The following is a 25,374-nucleotide window of genomic DNA, read 5'->3' on the forward strand; positions in this document are numbered from 1 at the left end:
TAGGCATTGGAAACGTTACTTTCATTTATATTAGTTTTTGGATTATTAGTTTTTATCCATGAATGGGGACATTTATATTTTGCTAAAAAAGCAGGTATTCTTTGCCGTGAATTCGCTATTGGTTTTGGCCCAAAAATATTTTCATTTGAAAGAAATGAAACGGTTTATACGATTCGGATGCTTCCATTGGGTGGTTATGTACGTATGGCGGGAGAAGAGCCAGAGGCGTATGAAATCAAACCTGGATATGATATTGGTTTAATTGTTAATGATGAGGACAAAGTCAGTGAAATTATTATTAATAATAAATCAAAACATCCTAATGCGACAGTGGTTCAAGTTGAAAGTATCGATTTAGTGCATGAACTAAAAATCGTTGCTTACAATGAACTTGATGAGAAAGTGATTTATCATGTAGATGAAAAAGCAAAAGTCATACATGATGAAATTCCAACTCAAATTGCTCCATGGAGTCGGCAGTTTGGATCTAAATCAGTAGGCAAACGTGCATTAACGATCTTTGCTGGACCGATGATGAACTTTGTCTTAGCGATTGTATTGTTAACGATTGTAGCTTTAGTACAAGGTACTCCTGTTGATGAAGCACGTATCGGTAATTTGTCTGAGGATGGAGTTGCTGGAGAAGCTGGACTTGTTACTGGTGATGAGGTAGTCTCCATTGATGGAACGAATGTTTCAACTTGGGAAGATATGACTTCTATCATTCAAGCAAACCCTAACGAAGAAATTGATTTTGTGGTGGAGCGTGATGGCGAAGCATTAACGATTCCGGTGACCCCACAAATGCGTGAAGGTCAAAACGGTGAACCGGAGGGTGTCGTCGGTATTTTCCAACCGACTGAGTTTTCGCTATGGGGAGCTTTATCTTTTGGGGTTGAGCAAACCTACACATTCACAACGATGATTTTTGAAGTATTAGGGTTGTTAATTACAGGAGAGTTCTCAATGGATTATATTGCGGGTCCAGTAGGTATTTATGATTATACGGGGCAAGCTGCAGCAATGGGGATTTTTGTATTAATTCAGTGGTCCGCTGCTTTAAGTGTTAACCTCGGTGTTATTAATTTATTGCCGATTCCAGCAATGGATGGAGGGAGACTTGTCTTCCTAGGACTTGAAGCGATTCGCGGAAAGCCAATCGATTCTAATAAAGAAGGAATGGTCCACTTTATTGGATTTGCCCTCTTATTTTTACTAGTCATTATCGTTACTTGGAACGATATTAACCGTTTATTTATGTAAATAAGAATTTATTGTTTGGAATAGAAAGGATTATGAGTATGAAACAATCTTCTTTTTTGTTACCGACATTAAGAGATGTTCCTTCTGATGCAGAAGTAATAAGCCATCAATTAATGTTAAGATCAGGTATGATGAAACAAATTGCTTCTGGTGTATATGCTTATTTACCATTAGCCAAACGAGTTATTCAAAACGTTGAATCGATTGTGCGTGATGAAATGAATAAAGCAGGTGCACAGGAACTAACCATGCCTACGTTACATCCTGCCGAGTTATGGCAAGAATCTGGTCGTTGGGATAAAATGGGCGGTGAGTTAATTCGTTTGCAAGATCGCCATGAGCGCAACTTTGCATTAGGTCCAACACATGAAGAGGTGATTACCTCTATCGTACGTGACTTCGTACAGTCTTATAAGAAATTACCGATGAATTTATACCAAATTCAAACGAAGTTCCGTGATGAGAGAAGACCTCGATTTGGATTGCTACGTGGGCGTGAGTTTATCATGAAAGATGCGTATTCTTTCCATACGGATGCAGATTCATTAGATGCGGAATATCAAAACATGTATCAAGCGTACTCTAATATTTTTACACGAGTTGGTTTAACTTTCCGTCCGGTTATTGCGGATTCCGGAGCAATGGGTGGTAAGGATACACATGAATTCATGGCCCTTGCTAGTGTAGGAGAAGATACGATTGCGTATTCTGATGGGTCGGATTATGCAGCAAACATTGAAATGGCTGCTGTTCATGTAAGTGATGAAAAGTCTGATGAGTCACAAATGGAATTGTCAAAAGTTCATACGGCTGATGCCAAATCAGTATCACAAGTAGCCAATCATTTAGATGTTGAAGAGAAAAACATCATTAAATCATTGTTAGTACAACTTGACGATGAATTTGTTCTCGTTCTTGTACGTGGCGATCATGAACTAAATGAGGTCAAGCTTAAACATGCTTTTCATGCTAAAGAAGTCCGTCTAGCGTCAGAAGTAGACGTACAAGATGTGATGAATGCTTCTGTCGGTCAAATTGGACCTGTTGGCACAAAGGTGAAGATTTACGCCGATTTTGCAATTAAAAATATGGTAAATAGTATTTGTGGAGCAAATGAAACCGAGCACCACTTTGTCGGTGTCAATGTGGAACGCGATTTCCAAGTCGACGCTTACGGTGATATTCGTTTTATTCAAGAAGGAGAGCTTTCACCTGATGGAAATGGGACGATTCACTTCGCCCAAGGAATTGAAATTGGTCAAGTCTTTAAATTGGGCACTTTCTATTCTGAAAGTATGAATGCTCAAGTATTAGATGAAAACGGAAAAGCAAAACCAATTTTAATGGGATGTTACGGAATTGGTGTTTCACGTGTAGTGGCAGCAATAATTGAACAGCATCATGACGAAAACGGCATCGTTTGGCCATATGATGTTGCTCCTTTCCACATTCATTTATTAGCGATGAACAGTAAAAATGCGGAGCAAAAAGAGTTAGCTGACCATCTGTATGAATTATTAAAAAGTAAAGGTTATCAAGTCCTATATGATGATCGACCAGAGCGTGCGGGCGTAAAATTCAAAGATGCGGATCTAATTGGTATTCCAATTCGACTATCCGTTGGTAAAAAAGCAAATGAAGGTATCGTCGAATTAAAAATTCGTAAAGAAGGCGAAATGGAAGAAGTAGCCCTCCAAGAAATCGAAGAAGCCCTTGCCAACAAAGTCCTAGAACTAAAAGGACAAGCGTAAAAACATTCAGTAATAATGATAAACGCTTTGTTCTTTGACCGATTCACTCTTTAACTGGTGGCTCTTCATTCAAAAACGGTTTTGAGGATGCTCATATGCTGCCGTAGCCCCGACATTTTTTGGGTGTTGCCCGCACGGACAACACCCAAAAATTCAGCACACCGCACATCCAGCCACCATCAGCAAACATGGAAGTTGGATATTGCCTTTAGCATGTTGGCTCTAGATTCACTTTGTTTTTTGGTTTTTTTAATGAATGTTATTTGTACTTGAGAATCAGCAGTAACCCAGCGGGCGAGTCATGCCGAGACTCCCATGGGACGAAGTGGCAGAGCTGAGATCCACTGGCTGCGCCGGTTAGCTCAGCGCCACGTGATTGTCTCGGAGCATGATTTTCGGTAGCGGTAATTAACGCTCCGCACATGAGCTTTAAGTAACTTCCATACAAAAAGCAGGGGATCTCAAAAGACGAGGTGCCCTCTATTTGCTAATAGAACCTCCCATAGAAAGGAGACGAAACAATGACTCAAGCCGACAATCAAGTAAGAAAAGAACGGTTCAAGCTCCTCATGAAGCAAATTGAAATACCCGAAGAACTCGTTCAAACCTATTTAGAAGAAGCACTCATTCAAAAATTAACGATTCATAGAGAACAAAAAAGTTGGCATTTCCAATTTTATATTCCTAAAATTATTCCAGCCAATCTATATCAGCTATTTGCACAACGACTCAAAGATACCTTTCAAAATATAGCAACGGTCCACTTCTCGATAGAATATGGGACAAAAGAATTAACAGAAGAACAATGGCAACAATACTGGCCAACTGTCGTGGGAAAATTAGAAAATATCTCTTCGGGCTTACGGGAATTATTACAAAACCAAACGCCTAGATACGACGGTAAGAGACTTGTAATCAATGTTCGAAATGAAACCGAAGCTGTGGCTCTCAAACGAAAATTAGACGAGCCCCTTAGAGAATGCTTAAGTAAGCTCTCTCTACCAATGGTTCATATTGATGCTCATGTTCAAGAATCACAAAAAGCTTTTGAACGCTTTATTGAGCAAAGAGACCAAGAAGATCATTCCAAAGTAGTTGAAGCAATCTTAGAAAAGAAAAAGCAAGAAAAAGAAACAGAGAAACATCTGAAGAACCAAACCTTAACACTTGGATATCCAATTAAGGACGAGCCGTTACCTATTGAATCAATTATTGATGAGGAGCGTCGCGTTACCCTACAAGGTTATGTTTTTGCTGCTGAAACAAGAGAATTAAGAAGTGGACGTACATTATTAACCTTTAAAATAACGGATTATACCGATTCAATCCTGATTAAAATTTTCTCGCGTGATAAAGAAGATGTACCCTTATTACAATCTGTGAAAAAGGGGATGTGGTTGAAGGTCCGTGGTGGCATTCAAATGGATACTTTTGTACGTGACCTCGTAATGATTGCCAATGACATTAATGAAATTCAACCACAGCTAAGAATTGACCAAGGTGAAGAAGATAGAAAGCGGGTAGAACTCCACCTCCATACAACGATGAGTCAAATGGACGGGATTGTTTCTGCTGGAAGATATGTAGAACAAGCGGCGAAATGGGGACATAAAGCGATCGCGATCACGGATCATGGTGTCGTGCAATCTTTTCCAGAGGCCTATTCTACTGGTAAAAAACATGGAGTTAAGGTGTTATATGGTTTAGAAGCAAATCTAGTTGATGACGGTGTTCCGATTGCTTACAATGAGCAAAATAAGGAGTTATTTGATGCCGAATATGTTGTCTTTGATGTTGAGACAACAGGCTTATCTGCCGTCTATAATACAATTATTGAACTTGCCGCTGTTAAAGTTAAAAATGGTGAAATTATTGATCGTTTTGAATCCTTTGCTGATCCGCATGAACCTCTAACCAATACGATTATAGAATTAACCGGTATTACAGATGATATGGTGAGAGGTGCTCCAGAAGTTGGGGATGTTTTAAAGAAATTTAGAGAGTGGAGTGGCGATGCGATTTTAGTGGCTCACAACGCTAGCTTTGATATGGGGTTTATCAATGTTGGCTACCAAAAAGTAGGTCTAGATGAAGCTCATAACGCGGTCATTGATACATTAGAGCTTGGTCGATTCCTTTATCCTGAGCTGAAGAATCATCGTTTAAATACTTTATGTAAAAAGTTTGACATTGAACTTGTCAGTCATCATAGGGCGATTTACGATGCTGAGGCAACTGGTTATTTACTTTGGCGTATGGTTCGAGATGCGATCGAAAAGGAGATTACCCATCATCATCAATTAAATGAACATATGGGACAAGGGAATTTTCATCGCCAGCGACCTTCCCATTGTATCTTGCTTGCTCAAACGCAAGAGGGTCTTAAAAACCTCTATCAATTAGTGACGATGTCACATGTGAACTATTATTTTAGAACACCACGTATCCCACGGTCACAATTACAAAAATATCGTAAAGGGATCTTAATTGGTTCAGCTTGTGATAAGGGTGAAGTCTTTGAAGCGATGATGCAAAAGTCACCGGATGAAGTCGAAGAAATCGCTCGGTTTTATGATTATTTAGAAATTCAGCCGTTAGGTAATTATCGTCATTTAATTGAACGAGAATTGGTGAAAAGTGAAACGGCCTTAAGAGAGATTGTTCATAACATTGTCAAGTTAGGTGACAAGTTAGATAAACCCGTCGTGGCAACCGGAAATGCACACTATCTTGATGAGGAAGATTATATTTACCGTAAAATTCTCGTTGCCTCTCAAGGTGGGGCAAACCCATTGAATAAACAAACATTACCAAAAGTACATTTTCGAACAACGGATGAAATGATTCAGGAATTTCAATTTTTAGGTAATGACATTGCTGAAAAAGTCGTGATTGATGCTACTAATCATGTTGCTGATTTAATTGAAGAGATTCAACCAATCCCAGATGATCTATATACACCAAAAATTGAAGGTGCAGATGATGAGGTTAGACAGATGAGTTATAATCGTGCCCGTTCAATCTATGGTGAAGATTTACCGGAAATCGTTGAAGCTCGAATTGAGAAGGAATTAAAAAGTATTATCGGACACGGCTTCGCTGTTATTTACCTCATCTCTCATAAGCTCGTAAAGAAATCACTGATCGATGGTTATTTAGTTGGGTCACGTGGTTCAGTAGGGTCTTCCTTTGTCGCTACCATGACAGAAATTACGGAAGTTAACCCATTGCCACCACATTATGTTTGTCCAGAATGTCACCATTCTTATTTCTTTGATGATGGTTCAGTGGGATCGGGTTATGATTTACCTGATAAAGATTGTCCTGAATGTGGCACAGCCTATGTGAAAGATGGACAAGATATTCCTTTTGAAACCTTCTTAGGGTTTAAAGGTGATAAGGTTCCTGATATCGACTTAAACTTCTCAGGAGAATATCAACCAAGGGCCCACCATTATACAAAAGAATTGTTTGGTGAGGATTATGTATACCGTGCCGGCACAATAGGAACCGTCGCAGAAAAAACAGCCTATGGTTATGTCAAAGGATATCAAGGCGACCATGACTTGGCGATGCGCGGAGCTGAAATTGATCGTTTAGTTTCAGGTTGTACGGGGGTTAAGCGAACAACAGGTCAGCATCCAGGTGGAATTATCGTTGTCCCTGATTATATGGACATTCATGATTTTTGCCCGATCCAATTTCCCGCAGACGATCAAAAAGCGGAATGGAAAACAACTCATTTTGATTTTCATTCTATCCATGATAATTTGCTGAAACTTGATATACTAGGGCATGACGATCCTACAGTAATTCGAATGCTACAGGATTTAAGTGGAATTGACCCGAAAACGATACCGACAGATGACCCAGAGGTTATGAAAATCTTTAGTGGGCCAGAGGTGTTAGGGGTTACAGAAGAGCAAATTTTATGTAAAACCGGTACTTTAGGGATTCCGGAATTCGGGACGCGCTTTGTTCGGCAAATGCTTGAAGAAACGAAACCGAGTACTTTTTCGGAACTCGTACAAATCTCGGGATTATCTCACGGGACAGATGTTTGGCTAAATAATGCCAACGAGCTCATTTATAATGGAACTTGTGAATTAAAAGATGTTATTGGTTGTCGTGATGATATTATGGTCTATCTAATCTATAAAGGTCTTGAACCTTCTTTGGCGTTTAAAATAATGGAGTCGGTTCGTAAAGGCAAAGGGCTACAACCGGAATGGATCGAAGTCATGAAGGAAAATAGTGTACCAGATTGGTATATTGGTTCATGTTTGAAGATTAAATATATGTTCCCTAAAGCCCATGCTGCCGCTTATGTCTTAATGGCGGTTCGGATCGCATACTTTAAAGTTCATCACCCGATCTTGTATTATGCTTCATATTTTACAGTAAGAGCGGATGATTTTGATTTAGACACGATGATTAAAGGTTCAGCTGCTATTAAAGCAAAAATTGAGGAAATTAATCAAAAAGGATTAGATGCAGCACCGAAAGAAAAAGCTGTCCTCACCGTATTGGAATTGGCTTTAGAAATGGTAGAACGTGGATATAATTTTAAAAAGGTTGAATTATACCGTTCGAGTGCATCGGAATTTATTGTAGACGGTAAAGATTTACTGCCTCCATTTAATGCAATGACGGGGGTTGGAACAAATGCTGCTATTAACATTGTTAAGGCAAGGGAAGAACGTGAATTTTTATCCAAAGAGGATTTACAACAAAGAAGTAAGCTGACGAAGACGGTTTTAGAAAGTTTAGATGACCACGGTTGCCTTGAAGGGCTACCTGATTCGAATCAGCTTTCCTTGTTTTAGCCTTTACCTACTAGCTTAAGTTGCAAATTATGGGTGATTATGATATTCTGTTTATGGTAATACTTAGTATAACAGTCCGGGAAAGAGTGGGGAAACCCACTCTTTCGTTGTTGATTGGGAGAAATTTTCTCCAACTTAACAACTGTGAGCACTTATTTGTCGTGATGAAGGAGGGTTTGAAGTGAGCAATAAAGTAACGGACGTAGTCGCAAATCTTGTTGAACCGATTGTAGAAGAATTGCAATTAGAATTAGTTGAAGTCGTGTTTAAAAAAGAAGGACCTAATTGGTTTTTACGTGTATTTATAGATTCTGATACGGGTGTTGATTTAGAAGATTGTAGCACCGTAAGTGAGAAGCTAAGTGAAGTATTAGATGAAGTTGATCCGATTCAACAAGCCTACTTTTTAGAAGTTTCATCACCCGGAGCTGAACGCCCTCTCAATACAAAGCAGGATTTAGAAAAAGCTATGAATAAATACATTCATGTTTCAACCTATGAAATGATTGATGGACAGAAGGCTTTTGAAGGTGATTTACTTTCTTTCGATGGTGAACAATTACAAATTGAATTAACCATTAAGACAAGAAAAAAAGTAGTAACCATTCCATATGATAAAGTTGCTAAAGCAAGATTGGCTATAAAACTATAAGAAGTCAAAAGGTTGATTTTGAATACTTGAAAGGGGGAAGTGAAATCCATGAATACTGAATTTATGGATGCATTAACGACATTAGAGAAAGAAAAGGGGATTAGCAAAGAGGTAATCATTGAAGCGATTGAAGCTGCTTTGATTTCTGGCTATAAGAGAAATTTTAACTCAGCCCAAAATGTTCGTGTTGATGTTGATCGCGATAATGGACGTATCCGTGTTTTTGCAAGGAAAACAGTTGTAGAAGAAGTTTTTGATGCAAGACTTGAAATTGCTGTTGAGCAAGCTAAAAAAATTCACCCTAGTTATGAAGTGGATGACATTGTTGAAATTGAAGTGACACCAAAAGATTTTGGTCGTATTGCTGCACAAACAGCTAAACAGGTAGTGACTCAACGAGTTCGTGAAGCGGAGCGAGGCATTATTTACGCTGATTTTATCGACCGTGAAGAAGATATTATGACTGGGATTGTCCAAAGACAGGACCATCGCTTTATTTATGTCGACTTAGGTAAAGTAGAGGCCTTACTTCCTATTAATGAGCAAATGCCAAACGAATCATACGCACATAATGACCGTATTAAGGCGTATATTACGAAGGTAGAAAAAACAACAAAAGGTCCACAGATTTTAATTTCTAGAACTCATCCGGGCTTATTAAAGCGTTTATTTGAGTTAGAAGTACCTGAAATCTATGATGGAACAGTTGAAATTAAGTCCGTGTCACGTGAAGCCGGCGATCGTTCTAAAATTGCTGTACATGCAGATAATCCTGAAGTAGATCCAGTAGGTGCCTGTGTAGGACCTAAGGGTGGACGGGTTCAAACGATTGTAAACGAATTAAAAGGTGAAAAAATTGATATCGTCCGTTGGTCAGAAGACCCTGTTGAATATGTGGCGAATGCTTTGAGTCCTTCTAAAGTATTAAAAGTCAATGTTAATGAAGAAGATAAGATGACTCAGGTTATCGTTCCAGATTATCAATTATCATTAGCGATTGGTAAACGAGGCCAAAATGCCCGATTGGCAGCTAAGTTAACAGGTTGGAAGATTGATATTAAGAGTGAATCTGAAGCGAGAGATCTAGGCTTATTAAAAGAGGATGACTCATTTTTAGAGGATTCATCACCTAATTTTGATGAAGCTAACCAATCTGTAGAAGCCGATTCAAAATTTGAATAAGAGGAAAAGGGGAAGGTATTGATGAAAAATAGAAAAGTGCCACTCCGCAAATGCATTGTCACGAATGAGATGAAACCTAAAAAAGAGCTTATTCGAATCGTGCGTTCTCCAGAAGGGGAAGTTTCTCTTGATTTATCAGGCAAAAAAAATGGTCGTGGTGCTTATATCACTAACGGTAAAGAGTACTTCGAATTAGCAAAGAAAAAAGATATCTTATCAAAGCAGCTGCAAATATCGGTGAGCCCTGAAACGTACGATCAATTAGAGCTTGAAAGAGAGCAAGGAGCAAAATCATGAACGAGCAAAGCTCTAAATGGTTATCCTTACTAGGACTTGCAGCAAGAGCAAGACAAATTGTGACTGGAGAGGAACTCGTCACAAAGGAAGTGAGAGCCAAATCGGTTCGATTAGTACTCCTTTCGCAAGATGCCTCAGAAAATACAAAGAAAAAAATCTTGGACAAATGTAGTCATTATCAAGTACCAGTTCGGATTGTCGCCGACCGTGAAACGCTTGGTCGGGCGATTGGCAAGACAGAAAGAGTCGTCATCGGCATTAAAGATAGCGGTTTTGCCACCAAAATGACTGCATTCATTGACCAATGAATGTGGAGGACTTATATGAAAAAAATGAGAATCTACGAATATGCAAAAGAACGCAACATCTCAAGTAAACAAGTCATCGATCAATTAAAAGCAAAAGACATTGAAGTAACGAATCATATGTCTGTTCTTACCGATGATATGTTAAAGGTTTTGAATAATGGTTCTACGGATCAAACAAGTTCAAAATCCGAGGGCGGCAAAAAAGAAACAAGTGCTAAAGCTCGCCCTAAAACTAATCAGAACCAGAATCAAAATCAAAAAAATAATCAACATCCAGCAAATAAGAACCAAAAGCAACAAAAAGGCGGTCAAAACCGTCCACAAAATCGTAATCAAAAAGGAATCAATAAAGGGAATAGTAAGGGTCCTAAAAGGCCGCAACAACCTGCTGCTCCTAAGCCATTACCTGAAAAGATTACCTTCTCTGGTTCTCTAACAGTAGGAGAATTAGCTAAGCTTCTTCATAAGGAACCAAGTGAAATCATTAAGAAATTAATGTTCCTTGGTGTTATGTCCACCATTAATCAAGAATTAGATAAAGATTCAATTGAACTTATTGCGACTGATTATGGTGTGGAAGTCGAAGAAGAAATTATTATTGATGAAATTGATTTTGAAGAATACGAAGAAGTAGTTAATGAAGAAGCATTAAGAGAGCGTCCTCCAGTTGTGACGATTATGGGACACGTTGACCATGGTAAAACAACATTACTTGATTCTATTCGTCATACGAAAGTAACTGAAGGTGAAGCTGGTGGTATCACTCAACATATCGGTGCTTACCAAATTGAAACGGAAGGTAAAAAGATTACTTTCTTAGATACACCTGGTCACGCCGCTTTTACAACGATGCGTGCTCGTGGTGCCCAAGTTACTGATATTACGATTTTAGTCGTAGCTGCAGATGATGGTGTTATGCCACAAACGAAAGAGGCCATTAGCCATGCGAAAGCAGCTGGTGTTCCAATCATTGTTGCTGTGAATAAAATGGATAAAGAAGCAGCTAACCCTGACCGTGTGATGCAAGAGCTGACGGAATTTGAATTAGTTCCAGAGGCTTGGGGTGGAGACACGATTTTTGTAAATGTTTCAGCATTAAACGGAACAGGAATAGATGAATTATTAGAAATGATTTTACTTGTTTCTGAAGTGGAAGAGTATAAAGCTGACGCAACGATTGCGGCTAAAGGTACAGTCATTGAAGCAGAGCTAGATAAAGGACGCGGAGCAGTAGCGACTTTACTTGTTCAAAATGGCTCATTAAAAGTCGGTGATCCAATCGTAGTTGGTCATACATTTGGTCGTGTTCGTGCGATGGTTAATGATATCGGTCGTCGTGTGAAAGAAGTAGGTCCATCTACGCCTGTTGAAATTACAGGTTTGAATGATGTACCACAAGCTGGTGACCAATTCCAAGTATTTGCTGATGAGAAAAAAGCACGTCAAATTGGTGAAGCCCGTTATAGCCGCCAACGTGAAGAAAATCGTACAGAAAATTCTCGTGTTAGTCTTGATGATCTATTTAATCAAATTCAACAAGGTGAAGTGAAAGATATCAATATCATTATTAAAGCGGATGTACAAGGTGCCGTTGAAGCAATGAGAGGTTCATTAGAGAAAATCGAAGTAGCTGGTGTGAAAGTGAAAATTATTCACACAGGCGTTGGGGCTATTTCTGAGTCTGATATTATTTTAGCTTCTGCTTCAAATGCGATTGTTATCGGTTTTAATGTAAGACCTGATGTCAATGCGAAACGTATCGCTGAAGCTGAAAAGGTGGATATTCGTTTACACCGAGTCATTTATAATGCGATTGAAGAAGTTGAACAAGCGATGAAAGGGATGCTTGACCCAGAATATCAAGAAAAAGTTATCGGTCAAGTTGAGATTCGTACGACTTTTAAAGTGTCCAAAATTGGTACAATTGCAGGGTCGTATGTCACAGAAGGTAAGATCTCTCGTGATTCTACCGTTCGTTTGATCCGTGATGGTGTCGTTATTTATGAAGGTGCTATTAATGCTTTAAAACGTTTCAAAGATGACGCTAAAGAAGTTGCAGCAGGTTATGAGTGTGGTATTACACTTGAGAACTTTAATGATGTAAAAGAAGGCGACATAATTGAAGCTTACATTATGGAGGAAATTGAACGTAAATGATCATAGGCTCTATACGTTGTGAGCTCATAATTAGTGATGTTCACTCCTTAAAGGAGAAACGTTCCGTTCTCAAAAGTATCCTTACACGTTTAAAACAAAAATATAACCTGTCAATTGCTGAAACGGATTACCAAGATGTTTGGCAACGAGCTGAAGTATCAATCGTCACAGTCGGTAATACTAGAGCTGTTTGTGAAAAGGAATTACAACGTGGGTTAGCTTTGATCGATCAAGATGATAGAGCTGAGCGCACATTAACGGACTATGAATGGTTATAATAAGATTGTTGTATGTTTTGAGGTGAATAACGTATGAGTAATGTAAGAGCACACCGTGTTGGTGAGCAGATGAAAAAAGAACTAAGTGATATTATTATGCGTGAACTGAAGGATCCTAGAATTAGCTTTGTAACGGTGACCGGTGTAGATGTGACCGGTGATTTACAGCAAGCGAAGGTTTTTATTACTGTTTTAGGTAGTGATGAACAAAAAGAAGCTACGCTGATGGGTCTATCAAAAGCAAAGGGTTTTATCCGCAGTGAAATCGGTAAAAGAATTCGTTTACGCAAAACACCTGAGCTCATTTTTGAATTTGATGAATCGATCGAATACGGAAATCGAATTGAATCATTATTGAATAAAATTAACGATGAGCCTAAATCAGGAGAATAATGAAATAGGATAAGGGCCACATCGGCTCTTATCCTTTTTTACATAGAGGATCCCCTGTTCAATCTTTCACCATAAAGATTGAACGTAGCTAGAAAAAATTGTAAGAAAGCCCGAGCAAACGAGGAATCACGGGGTTGCGAGCAGAAAAAAGAGAAGGAAAAGCCCGAGCAAACGCTGAATCGCGGGGTTACGGGCAGAAAAAGAAGAAGAAAGCCCGAGCAAACGCTGAATCACGGGGTTGTGAGCTGAAAAAGGAGAAGAAAGCCCGAGCAAACGCTGAATCACGGGGTTGTGAGCAGAAAAAAGAGAAGGAAGCCCGAGCAAACGCTGAATCGCGGGGTTGCGGGCAGAAAAAGAAGAAGAAAGCCCGAGCAAACACGGAATCACGGGGGTGTGAGCTGAAAAAGGAGAAGAAAGCCCGAGCAAACGCGGAATCACGGGGTTGCGAGCTGAAAAATAGTAAGAAAGCCCGAGCAAACGCGGGTTGCGAGCTGAAAAAGGTGGAGGAAGCCCGAGTAAACGTAAAACCCATCGCTCCAAGTAACTTCCATACAAAGTATATATATTAAGGAGTTTTGTAGATGAAAACAGCTGGCATCCTGTCATTATTAAAACCAGCCGGAATGACGTCACATGATTGTGTCGTAAAAATAAGAAAACTATTTCAAACAAAAAAGGTAGGGCACACAGGGACATTAGATCCTGCAGTCACGGGTGTTTTACCAATTTGTATTGGACAAGCTACCAAAGTTGCCGAATATATGTCTGACTATGCAAAAGCCTATGAAGCTGAAGTCACTTTAGGAATCGCCACAACGACCGAAGACCAAACAGGTGAAATGATTGAGCAAGTTGACATCGATCAGCTCCTTACAAATGAACAAATAGATGCAACATTAAAGACCTTTCAAGGAGAAATCACACAAATTCCTCCTATGTATTCAGCAGTAAAAGTAAATGGTCGGAGATTGTATGATTATGCAAGGAAAAATGAAGTCGTAGAACGGCCAAAGAGGCTAGTAAACATCTATGAAATAATACGTCTTGATGATGTCCAGTTAGACCAAGAAGCTAAAGTCATCCGCTTTCGTATATCCGTTCTTTGCTCAAAAGGGACATATGTAAGGACATTAGCGGTTGATATAGGTAAAAAGCTTGGTTTGCCTGCTCATATGTCTAAGCTCATTCGAACATCTTCAGGACCATTTCTGCTAGATGATTGCATAACTTTAGAAGAGCTTGAAAATTTTCCGAGTGTTGAAGAAAGGTATCGTTACTTATTACCTCTTGATCGAGCGATCGCTCATTTACCTTCCTATACAGTTGATGAAGAGATAGAACAGAAGATTAAATTTGGTTCGGTATTAACCAAAGACAAATCTATAGAAGAAAGTCGATTTACCTTTTATAATAGAGAAGGTCAATGTTTAGCGATCTATCAAGATCATCCAACAAAAGAAGGATTGATCAAACCTGAAAAGATGCTTTTTATATCAGCTGGTCAGTAAATCATACAAGGGGGACTGAAGATGGAGACGATTTATTTGCAGCATCCCATCGATCCAACAGAAATAGATATCAAACCGACTGTGATGGCATTAGGTTATTTTGACGGTGTCCATAAAGGTCATCAAGAGGTTATCAAAGTGGCTGCCGAGCAAGCCGTTGAGAAAGGCTTGTTATTAACGCTCATGACGTTTTCTCCACATCCAAAGGAAGTATTATCAAAAGTGGCTGAACCAATGAGGCATTTAACGCCACTTGAAGATAAGTTGCAGTTATTAGAGAAATTAGGCGTAGATCGAGTACTCGTCGTTTCCTTTACGGAAGATTTCGCTAAGCTAACTCCAGAGCAATTTGTAGAACAATATATAATAAATCTGCATGTTCAGCACACTGTTTGTGGATTTGATTTCACATATGGATCACGAGGGAAAGGTAATATAAACACATTACCTGAGCATTCGAAAGAGAGATTTACACAAAGTATTGTACCAAAATTGGAGTACGAGAATAAAAAAATCAGCTCAACCCATATAAGAAAGTTATTAGAAGCTGGGCAAGTTGAGCAAGTTCCATATGATTTAAACCGTTACTATTCCATTCAGGGGATCGTTGTTGATGGCGATAAACGAGGACGAAAGCTAGGTTTTCCTACTGCCAATATTCAAATGAACAAACGTTATGTGATCCCGAAAACGGGTGTATATGGTGTTCGTGTTAGCTATAAGAATAAAGCCTATTTTGGAGTCTGTAATCTTGGTTATGTACCGACTTTTAATGAAAATCAAAAGCCTGAACCATCGATTGAAGTCCATCTATTAGACTTTGATCAAAATGTGTATGGAGAATCATTAAAAGTAGAATGGATTTTTAGAATTCGCTCTGAAAAGAAATTTGCCGACTTTAATGATCTAGTTAAACAAATCAACACTGATAAACTAACAGCCATTGATTTTTTCAATGAAAATGAACTTGCATTCTAGTAAGAATCCATGTATAGTAGTCATGTACATGAAGTACTAATCCTTTTCTTGGCAAAACGATTTCACCGACGTTTGCGAGGGATGGGAGATTTTCGAAAGGGAGGTGAATAGGATGGCATTAACACAAGAGCGTAAAAATGAAATTATCGCTGAGTTTAAAGTGCATGATACGGACACTGGTTCTCCAGAAGTTCAAGTCGCTATCCTTACTGAGCAGATCAACACATTAAATGAGCATTTACGTACTCATAAGAAGGATCACCATTCACGTCGTGGTCTTTTAAAAATGGTAGGTCAACGTCGTAACTTGTTAACTTACTTACGTAACAAAGATGTAACACGTTACCGTAACTTAGTTGATAAGCTTGGCTTACGTCGATAGTATCGAAGTGAAAGCGGGAGAATTCCCGCTTTTTTCGCTCTTTAAGCCTTTAAAATATGAAGATAGCATCATCAAAAGAATCATACATATGAAGCTTCAATTAGTTTATACGTGTTAAATAGAAGTAATCCTTTTATTTTTTGGTTAAATAGGCAATAATAAGTAGTGAGCTTAAAAGTAGTATATAAGCATGATTATTTTTGTGTACGAGAGGAGTACGCGTAATGGAACAAGAAAGACAAGTATTTACAATGGAATGGGCCGGACGTACGCTAACTATTGAAGCGGGACAATTAGCTAAACAAGCGAACGGTGCGGTTCTTGTTCGTTATGGGGATACAGCTGTCTTAAGTACAGCAACAGCTTCCAAGGATCCAAAGGATGTAAGCTTTTTCCCTTTAACTGTTAATTATGAAGAAAGATTATATGCAGCTGGTAAAATTCCAGGCGGATTCATTAAAAGGGAAGGTCGCCCTAGTGAAAAAGCGATTTTAGCTAGCCGATTAATTGACCGTCCGATCCGACCATTATTCCCAGATGGTTTCCGTAATGAAGTTCAAGTAATTAGTATCGTCATGAGTGTTGAACAAAACTGTTCATCTGAAATGGCTGCTATGTTTGGTTCTTCACTGGCTTTGTCAATCTCAGATATCCCGTTTGACGGACCGATTGCTGGTGTGACAGTAGGTCGTTCAGAAGACGGTACCTTTATGGTTAATCCAACGCCAGAGCAACTAGACAAAAGTGATTTAAATCTTGTTGTGGCTGGAACAAAAGATGCAATAAATATGGTTGAAGCAGGTGCTGATGAGGTACCAGAAGAAGTAATGCTTGAAGCGATTATGTTCGGTCATGAAGAAATTAAACGCTTAATTGCGTTCCAAGAAGAAATTGTCGCCAAAGTAGGTAAGGAAAAGCGTGAAGTTGTTTTAAAACAAGTTGATGCTGAGCTCGAAAAAGAAGTACGTGAAATAGCTGAATTAGACTTGAAACAAGCGGTTCAAGTACAAGAGAAGCATGCAAGACAAGCTGCCATTGATGAAGTAATGAATGCAACGTTGGCAAAATTTGAAGAGCGTGCAGATGAAGATATTAAGCTAAGTGACGTAAAAGAAACGTTACAAAAGCTTGTGAAAGAAGAAGTTAGACGCTTAATAACGGTTGAAAAGATTCGACCTGACGGAAGAGCGATTGATGAAATTAGAGCTCTATCATCTCAAGTAACTTTATTACCTCGTACACACGGTTCTGGTTTATTTACACGCGGACAAACTCAAGCGCTTAGTATTTGTACGCTTGGTGCTTTAGGTGATGTACAAATTCTTGATGGACTTGGAATCGAAGAGTCTAAGCGTTTTATGCATCATTATAATTTCCCTCAGTTCAGTGTGGGTGAAACCGGTCCTATCCGTGGTCCTGGTCGCCGTGAGATTGGACATGGTGCCTTAGGTGAACGTGCATTAGAACCAGTCATTCCAAATGAGGTAGATTTCCCTTATACAATTCGTCTAGTATCAGAGGTATTAGAATCTAATGGTTCAACTTCTCAAGCTAGTATCTGTGCAAGCACACTTGCGATGATGGATGCCGGAGTTCCGATTAAAGCACCTGTAGCTGGAATTGCGATGGGATTAGTAAAACAAGATGAACATATTAGTGTTTTAACAGATATTCAAGGTATGGAAGATGCTTTAGGAGATATGGATTTTAAAGTAGCTGGTACACAAAAAGGCGTAACGGCTCTGCAAATGGATATCAAAATCTCTGGTATTAATCGTGAGATCTTAGAAGAAGCTTTAGAACAAGCGAAAAAAGGTCGTATGGTTATTTTAGATAGTATGTTAGCAACGATTTCTGAATCTCGTGAAGAGCTTTCTGAATATGCACCAAAGATTCTAACAATGAAAATTAATCCTGATAAAATCCGTGATGTTATTGGACCAAGCGGTAAAATGATTAATAAAATCATTGAGGATACAGGTGTCAAAATTGATATTGAGCAAGATGGTACAGTTTACATTTCATCGATAGATAGTGAAATGAACAAAAAAGCTCGCTCTACGATTGAAGATATCGTTCGTGAAGTTGAAGTTGGACAAACTTACTTAGGTAAGGTAAAACGTATCGAGAAATTTGGGGCGTTTGTAGAATTGTTCAAAGGAAAAGATGGCCTCGTTCACATTTCCCAACTTGCGGAAGAGCGTACGAACAAAGTGGAAGACGTTGTGAAAATTGGTGATGAAATCCTTGTGCGTGTAACAGAGATTGATAACCAAGGTCGCGTTAATCTTTCTCGTAAAGTTATTTTAAAAGAGCAAAGCGAACAACAAGCTCAGAAATAAGAGCTTAGGCTGGAGTTTTTCCAGTCTTTTTTTTATGCTCTTAGACAAGTGAGCTATGTTCTAACTTGTCCCTGATTGTCATAGGATGAAGCAAAGGGAGGGATGATATGAAAAAGGTAGTCATTCACACTTTGCTTTGCTTAGTATTAGTAAGCCTATCATTTGCAGCTGTTCATAATCCTTTTTCATTAAACTATATAGAGTCTGTGAAAGAAGAAAGTTTGCTCGTGATGGCTGAGCAAGATCCATTATGGCAAGAAATTAGTTCTAAAGCACCTGATTATGAAATGAAACCAATTGATGCACGAATTGACCGTGTCTGGAAAGCGGTGCCTGGTTATAATGGATTAAAAGTTGACGTAGAAAGTTCCTATGATAAGATGAAGAAGTTAGGGCTTTTTGATGAAAATGAGCTTGTTTTTGAAGAGGTTTCACCGAAGATACATTTAGAGGACTTAGAGCCACAACCGATATACCGTGGCAATGAAGAGAAACCAATGGTCTCCTTCTTAATTAATGTTGCTTGGGGTAATGAATATATTCCTGACATTTTAAAAACACTAAATAAACACAGCATAAAAGCAACTTTTTTCTTAGATGGTTCTTGGGTTAAAAGCAATCCACAAATGGCGATGATGATTCAGGAAGAAGGTCATGAAATAGGCTCCCATGCTTATTCGCACCCGGATATGCAAACTTTAACGGAAAAAAGAATAGACGAAGAGTTATCCAAAACCAATGACGTGATTGAGGCAACATTAAATGTGTCACCTAAGTGGTTTGCACCACCGAGTGGTAGTTTTAACCAATTAGTCGTAGACAGGGCAGCTTTTTATCAAATGCAAACCATTCTTTGGTCTGTCGATACCATTGATTGGCGTAAACCAGATCCGATGCAAATGAGTCAGAAGGTCGTAAGTAAAGTCCATAATGGAGCAACGATTCTTATGCATCCAACAGAGTCAACGGCAAAAGGTATGGAGTCAATGATTAGTGGTATAAAAGAACAAGGTTTTCAAATTGGTACTGTATCGGATTTGATGGATGAGAAAAGATTACAAGGTGTAACCTCTACTCAAAACTAGGAGGTAAAAGAGTGATTCAGAAGATTGAACTAGAAAATGGGGTTCGGATTTTAGCTGAGGAAATCCCATATGTACGTTCTGTTTCAATGGGAATATGGGTTGGGACAGGATCAAGAAATGAATTAAAAGAGGAAAATGGAATTTCTCACTTTTTGGAACACATGTTTTTTAAAGGAACAGAAACACGAACAGCGGCTGAAATTGCCGAATCATTTGATCGTATCGGTGGGCAAGTGAATGCCTTCACCTCAAAGGAATATACGTGCTATTATGCAAAAGTATTAGATGAGCATACACAAATAGCTATTGATATTTTATCTGATATGTTCTTTCATTCGAAGTTCGATAAAACGGAGCTACAAAAAGAAAGAAATGTAGTGCTTGAGGAAATAAAGATGGTGGATGATACCCCCGATGATATTGTTCATGATCTATTAAGTGAAGTCAGCTATGGCAATCATGCTTTGGCTTATCCGATTCTTGGTACGGTCCAAACATTAGAGACGTTTACCAATGAGCATTTACGTGATTATATGGACCGCTATTATACGGGCGACTATGTCGTCATTTCAATTGCTGGTAATATTACTAAAGAAATGATTGAACAGATCAAGGAAGTATTTTCTAAGGTAAAACCAACGACACATACACCAACAATAACAGCACCGACTTTTATGCCAGAAAAAATTGTTCGTAAAAAAGATACAGAGCAAGCACACATCTGTTTAGGTTATCCTGGCTTAGAAATTGGTCATAAAGATATTTACGGTCTCGTTTTACTTAACAATTTATTAGGTGGAAGTATGAGTAGTCGTCTGTTTCAGGAAATTCGAGAACAACGTGGCTTATGTTATTCTGTGTTTTCCTATCATTCCTCCTATCAAGATAGTGGAATGTTAACCATTTATGCAGGTACAGGTCATAAGCAATTAGATGAGCTGGTTACGGCGGTTAAAGAGACAACGGAGCAACTGTCAGCATCTGGGATGACAGCAAAAGAGCTTGAAAACGGCAAAGAGCAACTAAAAGGAAATCTTATGTTAAGTCTTGAAAGTACCAATAGTCGAATGAGTCGAAATGGCAAAAACGAGCTATTGTTAAAAAAGCATCGTAGTTTAGATGAAATCATTGAGGAAATAAACGATGTTAACCTTGAGGATGTTAATCAACTGGCGAAGTCGATTTTATCAAATAAACCATCGATTTCATTAATTAATGCCAATGGAGAAATGCCACACTCACTTCAACACTAATACTTAGCTTAGTTGGTCTTATTTTTAATTGAGTACATACATTGAAATAAGGACAACTAATTTTTAGTGGGGTGATATCCGTTGCGATTAAGTGAAATGAGTAATAAGGAAATTATTGATTTTCAGCGTGGTGAGCGATTAGGGATTCTCGGTCAAACGGATTTGTTAATTGATGAGGAGACGGGCGACATTCATGCTTTTATGATTCCGACGATGAAATGGTTTGGTTTCGGTAAAAAGGAGCATGAGGTGACCGTTTATTGGCAGCAAATCAAAAAAATTGGTCAGGATATGATCATAATTGATTTAGAAAGAATGGAATCTTAGTTTTAAAAAACCTGAGACTTTTCTATATATAGAAAAATCTCAGGTTTTTTGTATGGAGATGTACTTATGAGCGATAGGTACGAGCAATAACCTGATTACGATCAAACATGAGCAGTCTCAAAATCATTTATGAATGAAAAGTCACCAGTTAAAGAGTGGACGTGTGTGTAAATGATAAATGGAAGGTGGCTAGTTATACATATTGGGATAGTTACAAGTGGTTGCGGGCTTGCGAGCTGAAAAAAGCCGTAGAAAGCCCGAGCAAGAAGAACAGAGCAAGGTGAGTGCGCGAGAGAACGATCAAGACGTATTTTCACCTACATAAAGTTAGGCTTTTTCATAAAGGGGACTTAAGCAATTGTATTCACCATGAACTGATTGGAGACATATGCTATTTTGAAGCACTATCGTTCATCCCAATACGCAAAGTTTAAACAAAGAAAAGATGAAAAATGGTTGGAAAGGAGACCGATTTTGATGCTTGAAGGAAAACATATAGTCATCATTGGTGGAGATGCTAGACAGCTTGAAATTATTAGAAAGCTATCAAGGCTACAAGCAAAGCTGTCACTGGTTGGCTTTCAACAACTAGATGATGGCTTTATCGGTGCTTCCAAAGAAGGAATAGATGATATTAACTGGTCAAATGTTGATGCTGTCATCTTACCAGTTAGTGGGACTGATGCGCATGGCAGTGTTGAAACTGTTTTTTCAAATGAAAAAGTGATACTTAACCGCAAACATTTACAACAATCACCTAAACATTGTGTCATATACAGTGGCATTAGTAATGAATATTTAACGGATATTACAAAAAAAGCGAATCGGAAACTTGTTAAATTAATGGACCGTGATGATATTGCCATATATAACTCCATTCCAACAGCAGAAGGTGCCTTGATGATTGCCATACAGCATACAGATATTACTCTTCACAACGCTGATATTATCGTACTAGGACTTGGACGTACGGGGATGACCATTGCTCGAACATTTTCTGCCATTGGAGCCAAGGTGAAGGTGGCTGTTAGAGAAGCTGATTTATTAGCAAGAGCAACAGAAATGGGGTTAAAAGCCATACCGATATCGGATCTGGAGCAGCATAGTGAGGCGTGTGATTTGTTTATCAATACGATTCCTGCCCTTGTTCTTACAGAAAAGGTGTTAGCCAAAATCCCAACTCATTCGTTAATCATTGATCTTGCATCCAAGCCAGGGGGAACGGATTTTGATTATGCGGAAAAAAGAGGTATTCGTGCACAGCTTGTACCTGGCTTACCAGGTATTGTAGCTCCAAAAACAGCTGGAATAATTCTTGCTAATGTTCTAACCGAGTTAATTTTAGAACAATAGGTAAAGAAGGAGGAGAATTATGTCATTAAAAGGAAAACACATCGGATTTGGATTAACAGGCTCTCATTGTACGTATGACGCTGTTTTGCCGGAAATGGAAAAGTTAGTTCAATTAGGAGCAAAAGTTACACCTTTTGTCACATATACGGTTCAATCAACAGATACGAAGTTTGGAAATAGTGACGATTGGTTGAAAAGAATTAAAGAGATTACAAAAGAACCTATTGTTAACTCCATTGTTTTAGCGGAGCCATTTGGGCCAAAGACACCTTTAGATTGTATGGTAATTGCACCAATTACAGGGAATTCAACAAGTAAATTTGCCAATGCATTAACGGATTCTCCTGTTTTAATGGGGGCAAAAGCGACCTTAAGAAATGGAAATCCGGTTGTATTAGGTATATCAACAAATGATGCTTTAGGATTAAATGGCGTTAATATTATGCGTTTAATGGCGACAAAAAATATTTATTTTATTCCATTTGGTCAAGATGACCCAGTAAAAAAGCCAAATTCATTAGTAGCAAGAATGACTTCATTAGTTGATACCGTTGAATCTGCGATTGCAGGAGAACAATTCCAACCGATTCTCGTTGAGAAATATCGCGATTAGCTCACCTTTTATAGCAAAAGTTGCATTAAAACTTGTTTTCCCTTAAAGTTTAATAGAGTGATGAAAACAGCCAAACAAAGAAGGCTGATTTAAATGCCAGAGGATTGAAAACTGAAGGGAGACGTATTCATGCAAAAACAGTACAATGTAGCAGTCGTAGGAGCAACGGGAGCAGTCGGTCAACAAATGCTAAAAACATTATCAGAAAGAAATTTCCCCATCGATCAATTGAAATTATTATCTTCTAAGCGTTCAGCTGGTACAAAAATTAAATATAAAGGTATTGAATATACAGTAGAAGAAGCTACACCAGATTCATTTGAGGGCATTCATATTGCACTCTTTAGTGCAGGTGGTTCTGTATCTAAAAAGCTAGCACCAGAGGCTGTGAAAAGAGGTGCGGTTGTTGTTGATAATACAAGTGCTTACCGAATGGACCCGAATGTACCATTGGTCGTTCCAGAAGTGAATGAACAAGATATAGCCAAACACCAAGGTATTATTGCTAACCCTAATTGTTCAACGATTCAAATGGTTGTAGCCTTAGAACCAATTCGTCAGAATTTAGGATTAAAGAAGGTTGTCGTTTCAACGTATCAAGCCGTGTCAGGTGCAGGCCTTGAAGCGATTGAAGAAATGCACGACCAAACGAAAGCAATTTTAAATGGTGACGAGGTAAAAGCAGAAATACTACCTTGCAGTGGTGACAAAAAGCATTACCAAATTGCTTTTAATGCAATTCCACAAATCGATTTATTCCAGGAAAATGGATATACATTTGAAGAAATGAAAATGATCAACGAGACGAAAAAAATAATGCATATGGCTGATTTGGAAGTTGCCGCAACGTGTGTACGACTTCCAATTGAGACAGGACATTCAGAATCGGTCTATATTGAAACAGAAAAAGGTGGCACAAGTGTTGCTGAGGTAAAGGAATTATTAGCAGCTTCTGCTGGCATTACCGTTCAAGATGACCCAGAGAACCAAATCTATCCAATGGCATCCACTTCTGTAGGAAAAAATGATGTTTTTGTAGGTCGTTTACGCCGTGATTTAGATCGTGACAATGGTTATCATATGTGGATCGTTTCTGATAATTTATTAAAAGGTGCAGCATGGAATTCCGTTCAGATTGCAGAAAGCTTAATTAAGTTAAATATACTAGGATAAATAGAGTGGTGGATTATGAAAATCGTTGTTCAAAAGTTTGGTGGAACATCAGTTAAAGATGAAGAAGTAAGAGATTTAGCGGCGAGACACGTAGAAAGAGCCGTTCAAGAAGGAAATAAAGTCATTGTTGTTGTCTCAGCAATGGGGAGGGCAGGTCAGCCGTATGCAACCGATACATTGCTTGGATTAATGGATACGGATGTATTGCCGAAGCGAGAACAAGATTTACTAGTTTCTTGTGGAGAAGTTATTTCCTCGGTTGTTTTTACAGAAACATTATTAAAAAAAGGCCTAAAAGCACGTGCATTAACAGGTGCTCAGGCTGGTTTTCGTACAAACGGCGACTTTACACAAGCAAAAATTACAGATATGCGTTCTGAGCATTTAAAGACACATTTTGTTGATTATGATGTGTTAGTCGTCGCTGGCTTTCAAGGTCAATCAGAAAGTGGAGAAGTGACGACACTCGGTCGAGGTGGTAGTGATACATCGGCGACCGCTTTAGGAGCAGCATTACATGCAGAATGGGTCGATATTTTTACCGATGTAGAAGGAGTTATGACGGCTGACCCTCGTATTGTTAAAGAAGCGAAAGCATTAGATGTCATGACATACACAGAGATTTGTAATATGGCTTATCAAGGAGCTAAAGTTATTCACCCACGTGCAGTTGAAATTGCCATGCAGGCAAAAATTCCAATTCGAATTCGATCGACAATGTCGAATGCTAAAGGAACCTTAATTACATCATCATTACATGAAGAAACGACAAGAGATGTAAAAGAACGCATCATTACAGGGATTGCTCATTTATCTAATGTCACTCAAATTAAAGTATTTGCTCAGGATGGGCAGTATGATTTACAAGAGAAGGTCTTTAAAGCGATGGCCAATGAGAAAATCAGTGTCGATTTTATTAATATTAATCCACGAGGAGTCGTATATACCGTAGCCGACCATGTAGCGGATCGGGCTGTTCGGGTATTAAAGGAAATGGGCTATGAACCTGAACTGCAAAAGGATTGTGCAAAGGTTTCAGCAGTTGGTGCTGGTATGACAGGCGTACCAGGTGTAACAGCCAAAATAGTCGGTGCACTTTCTCGTGAAAATATACAAATACTTCAATCGGCGGACTCACATACAACGATATGGGTGTTAGTAAAAGGTGTTGACTTAGTGAAAGCTGTTAATGCCCTTCACCATATGTTTGAATTAATGGAAGCAGACCGATAAGCCATCCATCCTACCTCATA

Annotated in this window: 22 protein-coding genes; 21 read left to right on the forward strand and 1 reads right to left on the reverse strand. The window is 38.7% G+C overall.

All coding sequences use genetic code 11. From position 1 onward, the window contains the following. Positions 1-6 precede the first annotated feature (6 nt). From rseP to rbfA, 10 genes are all read left to right on the forward strand, one after another. Positions 7-1,263: an RIP metalloprotease RseP gene (rseP, locus tag PQ479_RS00335; protein ID WP_047987906.1), complete on the forward strand. Its 1,257-nt coding sequence runs from the start codon at positions 7-9 to the stop codon at positions 1,261-1,263. A gap of 38 nt (positions 1,264-1,301) precedes the next feature. Next, positions 1,302-3,014 (forward strand): proline--tRNA ligase, encoded by a 1,713-nt coding sequence (locus PQ479_RS00340; protein ID WP_047987907.1) that lies wholly within the window; start codon positions 1,302-1,304, stop codon positions 3,012-3,014. A 521-nt stretch (positions 3,015-3,535) separates the two neighbouring features. Then, positions 3,536-7,840 carry a PolC-type DNA polymerase III gene (locus tag PQ479_RS00345; RefSeq protein WP_047987908.1) on the forward strand — a complete coding sequence of 1,435 codons (4,305 nt, stop codon included), beginning with the start codon at positions 3,536-3,538 and terminating at the stop codon, positions 7,838-7,840. A 181-nt stretch (positions 7,841-8,021) separates the two neighbouring features. After that, a complete protein-coding gene (rimP, locus tag PQ479_RS00350) occupies positions 8,022-8,492 on the forward strand; it encodes a ribosome maturation factor RimP (protein WP_047987909.1) in 471 nt (156 codons plus the stop codon). 48 nt (positions 8,493-8,540) lie between these two features. Beyond that, positions 8,541-9,674: a transcription termination factor NusA gene (gene nusA / locus PQ479_RS00355; RefSeq protein ID WP_047987910.1), complete on the forward strand. Its 1,134-nt coding sequence runs from the start codon at positions 8,541-8,543 to the stop codon at positions 9,672-9,674. 21 nt (positions 9,675-9,695) lie between these two features. Continuing rightward, positions 9,696-9,971 (forward strand): RNase P modulator RnpM, encoded by a 276-nt coding sequence (rnpM, locus tag PQ479_RS00360; RefSeq protein WP_047987911.1) that lies wholly within the window; start codon positions 9,696-9,698, stop codon positions 9,969-9,971. Then, positions 9,968-10,279: a YlxQ family RNA-binding protein gene (locus PQ479_RS00365; RefSeq protein ID WP_047987912.1), complete on the forward strand. Its 312-nt coding sequence runs from the start codon at positions 9,968-9,970 to the stop codon at positions 10,277-10,279. Before rnpM ends, PQ479_RS00365 begins: the two co-directional genes overlap by 4 nt. Before the next feature lie 15 nt (positions 10,280-10,294). Further along, positions 10,295-12,436, forward strand: a complete 2,142-nt coding sequence (gene infB / locus PQ479_RS00370) for a translation initiation factor IF-2 (RefSeq protein ID WP_047987913.1) — start codon at positions 10,295-10,297, stop codon at positions 12,434-12,436. Continuing rightward, positions 12,433-12,714, forward strand: a complete 282-nt coding sequence (locus tag PQ479_RS00375) for a DUF503 domain-containing protein (protein ID WP_047987914.1) — start codon at positions 12,433-12,435, stop codon at positions 12,712-12,714. The genes infB and PQ479_RS00375 overlap by 4 nt, the downstream gene beginning before the upstream one ends. Positions 12,715-12,747: 33 nt before the next feature. Beyond that, the gene (gene rbfA / locus PQ479_RS00380; RefSeq protein ID WP_047987915.1) at positions 12,748-13,107 is read left to right on the forward strand and encodes a 30S ribosome-binding factor RbfA; all 360 of its coding nucleotides are present in this window, start codon (positions 12,748-12,750) and stop codon (positions 13,105-13,107) included. 126 nt (positions 13,108-13,233) lie between these two features. Here the strand turns inward: rbfA and PQ479_RS00385 are convergent, their stop codons facing one another. Beyond that, complete coding sequence (locus tag PQ479_RS00385; RefSeq protein ID WP_273716687.1) at positions 13,234-13,647, reverse strand: hypothetical protein; 414 nt, start codon at positions 13,645-13,647, stop codon at positions 13,234-13,236. 41 nt (positions 13,648-13,688) lie between these two features. Here PQ479_RS00385 and truB point away from each other — a divergent pair, with 41 nt between their 5' ends. From truB to dapG, 11 genes are all read left to right on the forward strand, one after another. Continuing rightward, the gene (truB, locus tag PQ479_RS00390; RefSeq protein ID WP_047987918.1) at positions 13,689-14,615 is read left to right on the forward strand and encodes a tRNA pseudouridine(55) synthase TruB; all 927 of its coding nucleotides are present in this window, start codon (positions 13,689-13,691) and stop codon (positions 14,613-14,615) included. A 21-nt stretch (positions 14,616-14,636) separates the two neighbouring features. Beyond that, positions 14,637-15,593 carry a riboflavin biosynthesis protein RibF gene (gene ribF, locus PQ479_RS00395; RefSeq protein WP_047987919.1) on the forward strand — a complete coding sequence of 319 codons (957 nt, stop codon included), beginning with the start codon at positions 14,637-14,639 and terminating at the stop codon, positions 15,591-15,593. A 112-nt stretch (positions 15,594-15,705) separates the two neighbouring features. Beyond that, positions 15,706-15,975, forward strand: coding sequence for a 30S ribosomal protein S15 (gene rpsO, locus PQ479_RS00400; RefSeq protein WP_047987920.1), 270 nt, complete (start codon positions 15,706-15,708; stop codon positions 15,973-15,975). Positions 15,976-16,199: 224 nt separating this feature from the next. Beyond that, on the forward strand, positions 16,200-18,317 hold the full coding sequence (gene pnp / locus PQ479_RS00405) for a polyribonucleotide nucleotidyltransferase (protein ID WP_047987921.1): 2,118 nt from the start codon (positions 16,200-16,202) through the stop codon (positions 18,315-18,317). Between the two features lie 107 nt (positions 18,318-18,424). After that, complete coding sequence (locus PQ479_RS00410) at positions 18,425-19,402, forward strand: polysaccharide deacetylase family protein (RefSeq protein WP_047987922.1); 978 nt, start codon at positions 18,425-18,427, stop codon at positions 19,400-19,402. A gap of 11 nt (positions 19,403-19,413) precedes the next feature. Continuing rightward, entirely contained in the window at positions 19,414-20,655 is a 1,242-nt protein-coding gene (locus PQ479_RS00415; protein ID WP_047987923.1) for a M16 family metallopeptidase, read from the forward strand. An 81-nt stretch (positions 20,656-20,736) separates the two neighbouring features. Next, the gene (locus PQ479_RS00420; RefSeq protein ID WP_047987924.1) at positions 20,737-20,982 is read left to right on the forward strand and encodes a YlmC/YmxH family sporulation protein; all 246 of its coding nucleotides are present in this window, start codon (positions 20,737-20,739) and stop codon (positions 20,980-20,982) included. Between the two features lie 477 nt (positions 20,983-21,459). After that, positions 21,460-22,335, forward strand: a complete 876-nt coding sequence (gene dpaA / locus PQ479_RS00425) for a dipicolinic acid synthetase subunit A (RefSeq protein WP_047987925.1) — start codon at positions 21,460-21,462, stop codon at positions 22,333-22,335. A gap of 19 nt (positions 22,336-22,354) precedes the next feature. After that, the gene (gene dpaB / locus PQ479_RS00430; RefSeq protein WP_047987926.1) at positions 22,355-22,948 is read left to right on the forward strand and encodes a dipicolinate synthase subunit B; all 594 of its coding nucleotides are present in this window, start codon (positions 22,355-22,357) and stop codon (positions 22,946-22,948) included. Between the two features lie 129 nt (positions 22,949-23,077). After that, entirely contained in the window at positions 23,078-24,121 is a 1,044-nt protein-coding gene (gene asd, locus PQ479_RS00435; RefSeq protein ID WP_047987927.1) for an aspartate-semialdehyde dehydrogenase, read from the forward strand. 15 nt (positions 24,122-24,136) lie between these two features. Beyond that, positions 24,137-25,354: an aspartate kinase gene (gene dapG / locus PQ479_RS00440; protein WP_047987928.1), complete on the forward strand. Its 1,218-nt coding sequence runs from the start codon at positions 24,137-24,139 to the stop codon at positions 25,352-25,354. Positions 25,355-25,374 lie beyond the last annotated feature (20 nt).

It is taken from the genome of Alkalihalobacillus pseudalcaliphilus, assembly GCF_028610675.1.
Lineage (GTDB): Bacteria > Bacillota > Bacilli > Bacillales > Bacillaceae_D > Alkalihalobacillus > Alkalihalobacillus pseudalcaliphilus.

Bases quoted from the DNA above. Each gene is read 5' to 3' on its own strand.
- asd (WP_047987927.1), top strand. From the start codon at position 23,078: ATGCAAAAACAGTACAATGTAGCAGTCGTAGGAGCAACGGGAGCAGTC.
- nusA (WP_047987910.1), top strand. From the start codon at position 8,541: ATGAATACTGAATTTATGGATGCATTAACGACATTAGAGAAAGAAAAG.
- dpaB (WP_047987926.1), top strand. From the start codon at position 22,355: ATGTCATTAAAAGGAAAACACATCGGATTTGGATTAACAGGCTCTCAT.
- PQ479_RS00345 (WP_047987908.1), top strand. From the start codon at position 3,536: ATGACTCAAGCCGACAATCAAGTAAGAAAAGAACGGTTCAAGCTCCTC.
- PQ479_RS00375 (WP_047987914.1), top strand. From the start codon at position 12,433: ATGATCATAGGCTCTATACGTTGTGAGCTCATAATTAGTGATGTTCAC.
- ribF (WP_047987919.1), top strand. From the start codon at position 14,637: ATGGAGACGATTTATTTGCAGCATCCCATCGATCCAACAGAAATAGAT.
- rnpM (WP_047987911.1), top strand. From the start codon at position 9,696: ATGAAAAATAGAAAAGTGCCACTCCGCAAATGCATTGTCACGAATGAG.
- infB (WP_047987913.1), top strand. From the start codon at position 10,295: ATGAAAAAAATGAGAATCTACGAATATGCAAAAGAACGCAACATCTCA.
- dapG (WP_047987928.1), top strand. From the start codon at position 24,137: ATGAAAATCGTTGTTCAAAAGTTTGGTGGAACATCAGTTAAAGATGAA.
- dpaA (WP_047987925.1), top strand. From the start codon at position 21,460: ATGCTTGAAGGAAAACATATAGTCATCATTGGTGGAGATGCTAGACAG.
- truB (WP_047987918.1), top strand. From the start codon at position 13,689: ATGAAAACAGCTGGCATCCTGTCATTATTAAAACCAGCCGGAATGACG.
- rbfA (WP_047987915.1), top strand. From the start codon at position 12,748: ATGAGTAATGTAAGAGCACACCGTGTTGGTGAGCAGATGAAAAAAGAA.
- pnp (WP_047987921.1), top strand. From the start codon at position 16,200: ATGGAACAAGAAAGACAAGTATTTACAATGGAATGGGCCGGACGTACG.
- PQ479_RS00410 (WP_047987922.1), top strand. From the start codon at position 18,425: ATGAAAAAGGTAGTCATTCACACTTTGCTTTGCTTAGTATTAGTAAGC.
- rpsO (WP_047987920.1), top strand. From the start codon at position 15,706: ATGGCATTAACACAAGAGCGTAAAAATGAAATTATCGCTGAGTTTAAA.
- PQ479_RS00365 (WP_047987912.1), top strand. From the start codon at position 9,968: ATGAACGAGCAAAGCTCTAAATGGTTATCCTTACTAGGACTTGCAGCA.
- PQ479_RS00340 (WP_047987907.1), top strand. From the start codon at position 1,302: ATGAAACAATCTTCTTTTTTGTTACCGACATTAAGAGATGTTCCTTCT.